The sequence below is a fragment of the Micromonospora sp. D75 genome, from assembly GCF_018070405.1.
GTDB lineage: Bacteria > Actinomycetota > Actinomycetes > Mycobacteriales > Micromonosporaceae > Micromonospora > Micromonospora chalcea.
On the sequence record NZ_JAGPXV010000468.1, the window covers coordinates 1 to 4,807 of the forward strand.

2 protein-coding genes are annotated in these 4,807 nt (G+C 74.6%); both read left to right on the plus strand.

The genetic code is table 11. From position 1 onward, the window contains the following. Positions 1 to 278 precede the first annotated feature (278 nt). Positions 279 to 2,072, plus strand: coding sequence for an HSP90 family protein (locus KBX39_RS23285; RefSeq protein ID WP_210872500.1), 1,794 nt, complete (start codon positions 279 to 281; stop codon positions 2,070 to 2,072). Next, positions 2,065 to 4,807 (plus strand): hypothetical protein (locus tag KBX39_RS23290; protein WP_210872502.1); only part of this gene is annotated, 2,743 nt, incomplete at its 3' end. The genes KBX39_RS23285 and KBX39_RS23290, both read left to right, overlap by 8 nt.

A 4,807-nucleotide genomic window follows, 5' to 3' on the forward strand; every position in this document is an offset into this window, starting at 1 on the left:
CCCACCCCCACTCCGCCCGTTGCGAAACCTCCTGCTCCAGGCGGTCTCCACCCTCCCCCCGATGCGCGCCCGAATCGCAACCCGCCTCGCCGGCTTCGAACCCCCACCCCGCTGATCTTGCAGTTCGGGCCCTCGACAGGTCCTTTTTGTGCGCCTTCGACCGGGCGGAAAGTGCAAGATCAGCGGGGAGGTGGGTGGGCGGGGGAGGGATGAAACGGGACGGACACTGTCGGCGCTGACCGGTACGGTGAGCGCCGAAATCCGAACCGGGAGCGCGATTGGACCGCACCTTCCAGGTGGACCTCCGTGGCGTGGTCGACCTGCTCAGTCACCACCTGTACGGCAGCCCGCGCGTCTACGTGCGCGAGCTGCTCCAGAACGCCGTCGACGCGATCACCGCGCGCCGGTCCACCGAGCCGAACGCCCCGGCCCGGGTACGCATCGAGCCGCCCGAGCTGACCGGCGACGGCACCCTGCGCGTGCACGACACCGGCATCGGTCTCACCGAGGCGCAGGTGCACGAGCTGCTCGCCACCATCGGCCGCAGCTCCAAACGCGACGAGCTGGGCTTCTCCCGGCACGAGTTCCTCGGCCAGTTCGGCATCGGGCTGCTCTCCTGCTTCCTGGTCGCCGACGAGATCCGGGTGGTCACCCGGCACGCCGACGAGCCCACGGTGCTCTGGACGGGCTGGTCCGACGGCCGGTACGCGGTGCGGCTCGCCGAGCCGGAGCAGGCCCGCGACGAGCCCGGCACCACAGTGACGCTGGTGCCCCGGCGCGACGCCGACCAGTGGCTCGGCGTACCCACCGTCACCGAGCTGGCCCGCCTCTACGGCAGCCTGCTGCCGGTCGACGTCCGGGTCGGCGACACGCCGACCACCGCCGGGCCGCCGCCATGGCCCAACACGCCCGGCGCGCCGGTCGACCGCGCCGGGCTCCAGCGGTACGCGCAGGAGCTGCTCGGGTTCGTCCCGTTCGACGTGGTGCCGCTGTCGGTGCCCGAGGCCGGCCTCACCGGAGTGGCGTTCATCCTGCCCACCGCGGTGAACCCGGCCGCCCGCGCCGGGCACCGGGTCTACCTCAAGCGGATGCTGCTCAGCGAGCACGCCGACGGGCTGCTGCCCGAGTGGGCCTTCTTCGCCCACTGCGTGGTCGACGCGAGCGAGCTGCGCCCGACCGCGAGCCGCGAGGCGCTCTACGAGGACGCGTTGCTCACCTCCGTCCGGGAGGCGCTCGGCGACCAGATCCGGGGCTGGCTGGTGCGGCTGGCCAAGCACGACCCGCGCCGGCTCGGCGAGTTCCTCCAGGTGCACCACCTCGGCGTCAAGGCGCTCGCGATGCACGACGACGAGATGCTGCGGCTGGTCGACCAGTGGTGGCCGATGGACACCAACGTCGGCACGATGACGCTCGCCGAGTTCCGGCAGCGCCACGGCGTGCTCCGGTACGCCGCCGGCCTGGACGAGTTCCGCCAGCTCGCCGCCGTGGCCGCCGCGCAGGACCTGGCGGTGGTGAACGGCGGCTACACGTACGACACCGAGCTGATCGAGCGATTGCCCACAGTGGATCGATCGGTGCTCATCGAACGGCTGGAGCCCAGCGACCTCACCACCCGGTTCGAGATCCTCGACCCGGCGACCGAGCTGGCCCTGCGGCCGTTCCTGACCGGCGCGCAGCGGGCGCTGGAACGGCTCGGCTGCGAGGTCGTCATCCGGGCGTACGACCCGGTCTCGCTGCCCGCGCTCTACCTGGTGTCCCGCTCGGCCGCGTTCCACGACCAGCTCGCCGCCAGCCGGGACAAGGCCGACGAGCTGTGGGGCGGCGTGCTCGACGCGCTTGCCGCCTCCGCCCCGCCGGACCGCCCGCAACTCGTGCTCAACCACCGCAACCCGCTGGTCCGCCGGGTGACCACGCTCGCCGACCCGGAGCTGGTCGGGCTGGCCGTCGAGGCGCTCTACGGGCAGGCCCTGCTGCTCGGGCACCACCCGATCCGGGCGGCCGACGCCGCGCTGCTGAACAGTTCCTTCCTCGGCCTGCTCGGCCGGGCCGTACCGGGAGTGACCCGTGACTGACGACGACCTCTGGCGCATGCACCACGAGATCGAGACCATGCCGTACGGCCCGGGGCAGATCGCCGCGCTGGAACAACTGCTGCGCCGCGCCGACGCGGGCGACGACCGGCATCTCGCCTTCGCCGCCCGGGTCACCGGCACCACCGCGTACGTCTACGGCGGCGAACCGGCGAAGTCGTTCGTCACGTTCTCCTGGTGCCTGTCCGAGTACGACAAGGATCCGCAGCCCTACCACCAGGGCTACACGCACCAGCTGCTCTGGGCCTTCAAGTACATGGTCAACGCCATGGTGAAGTTCCCGGAGCTGCCGCTGGACCGGACGTACGCGGTGCTCGACGACATGGAGCGGCGCTACCGCGACGCCGGGCACTCGTTGCAGGCGGTCCACAAGCACCGCTACCTGGTCGCCGCGCACGTGGGCGATGAGGACGCGGCGGAGCAGTGGTACCGCAAGTGGATGACCACGCCCCGCGACACGCTCTCCGACTGCGCCGGCTGCGACCCGACCACGCAGGTCGCGCACCTGGTCCGGCTGGGCCGGCACGAGGAGGCGGTGGCCCTCGCCGAGCCGGTGCTCGCCGGCCGGCTGACCTGCAGCGAGCAGCCGCAGGGGATCCTCACCGCGCTGCTCACGCCCTACCGCGAGACCGGCCGGGGCGACGCCGCGCGGGACGCGCACCGGGAGGCGTACCGGCGGCTGCGTGGGCACCTGGCCAACCTGTGGGACGTCGCCGAGCACATCGAGTTCTGCACCGCGACCGGCAACGAGGCCCGCGCGCTGGAGCTGGTCGAGCGGCACCTGGACTGGCTGGACCGGGCACCCACCCCGGCTGCCGCGATGCACTTCGCGGCCGCCGCGTCGGCGGCGCTGCGTCAGGTGCCGGCCGAGCTGACTGTGCACCGTCGCGCCTCCGGTGACCGGCCGGCCGCCGACGTGCCGGTGGGCGCGCTCGCCGACGAGCTGGCCGGTACGGCCACCGGGCTGGCCGGGCGCTTCGACGCGCGTAACGGCACCACGCACCAGTCCGCGTTGATCGCCCGGAAGCTGGTGGCCGGGCCGGAGGGCGAGCACCTGCCGCTCTCCGCCAGCGTGCGCCGCCCGGTGGTGCCCGCGCCGCGTACCGCGCCGGACGATCGGGCGACGACCGAGCCGCCGGTCAGCGTGCCCGCCGACGCCGGCGCCGACGAGCTGCTGGCGCTGGCCGAGGAGTGCTGGCGCACCAACTGCCGGGAGGGGCTGGGCACCGTACTGCGCGCGTACGACGAGCGGTACGGCGACGCCGACCTGCCGCCGGCCACCCGGGCGTGGCGGCTGGAGCTGCGGGCGGGTGAGCTGTCCCAGGAGGACGACGACGGCGTGGCGGTGGCGACCGCTGTCAACCGGGAGGCGCTGGCCGCGTGGCGGGAGGTGCCGGACCCGCTGCGGGCGCAGGTGGTGGCCGGGCGGCTCGGTGTGCTGCTGAGCATGACCGAGGAGAGCGCGGACGAGGGGCTGACGCTGGCCCGGGAGTCGGCCGCGTACCTGGCCGCGCACGGCGAACCGCGGGATCGGGCCGCCGGTTGGGACCGGCTCGCGCTCGCCCACGTGCACCGGGAGCGGTGGGCGGAGGCGCTCGACGCGCTCGACCGCGCCGATGCGGAGGCGGACGCCGATCCGTGGCTGGCCGGGCGGGTCGCGCTGCACCGCACGCACGTGCTGGAGCAGTTGGAGCGGGCCGAGGAGTTCCGGGACGCGGCGGCACGGTCCCGCCGGCTGGCCGGCGAGCTGGGCGACGCCGAGATGCTGACCAGCGCCTGCCTGGCGTACGCCCGCTCCACCGACGATCCGGCCGACGCGGTGGCCGCCTGCGACGAGGCGCTGACTGTCGCCCCGGCCGGCGCCCACCTGCCGCTGCGGGTGACCCGGGGCCGGGCGTTGCTGGCCGCCGACCGGGCCGGCGAGGCGGTGGACGATCTGGCCGAGGCGGTCACGCTCTGCGTCGAGCAGGGGCTGGAGGGCGACGCGCTGCTGCGCTGGGAGCTGGCCGAGGCGTACCGGATGGCCGGCCGGCTGGCCGAGGCCGCCGAGGTGGCCGAGGAGGCGGTGCTCGGCCTGGACCGGGCCGGTGCGCAGGCGGAGGCGGACCGGTGCCGGCACATGCTGTCGGGGATCTACGCGGGGCTCGGTGAGACGGATCTGGCGCTCGCGGTGCTCGACACGTTGGCGGAGAACCTGGACGGGCCGGACAATCTTCCCCGCCGGGCGCAGGTGCTGGAAGAGTCCGGCGGCCTGCTCTACGACGCCGACCGGGACGCGCTGGCCGCGCAGCGGTTCGCGGCGGCGGCCAGCGCGTGGCGGCTGGCCGGATTCCAGGTGGACGAGCTGCGGGCCCGGCGGCGGGAACTCCTCGCCCTGCACTGGGCCGGTGACCTGCCGGCCGCGGTGGCCGCGATCGAGGGGGTGGACGCCGCGGCGGCCGCGGTCTCCGGTCAGCCCGACGAGCCGCCCGTGGTCACGTACGAGCGGGCGATGGCCGCCGACGCGGTCGCCCGGGTGCTGATCGGCGAGGACCGGCTCACCGCCGCGCTGGACCGGCTGGAGGGTGTGCCGGGGCGGCTCCGGTCGATCGAGGCGTTCGGCGAGGCGGCGCAGGTCGAGGTGCTGACCGGCGAGCTGCTGCTGCGCGACGGCCGGCCGGAGCAGGCCGAAGGGCTGCTGCGTCCGGTGCTGGGTGGTCTGCCCACCGGCTCCCGGC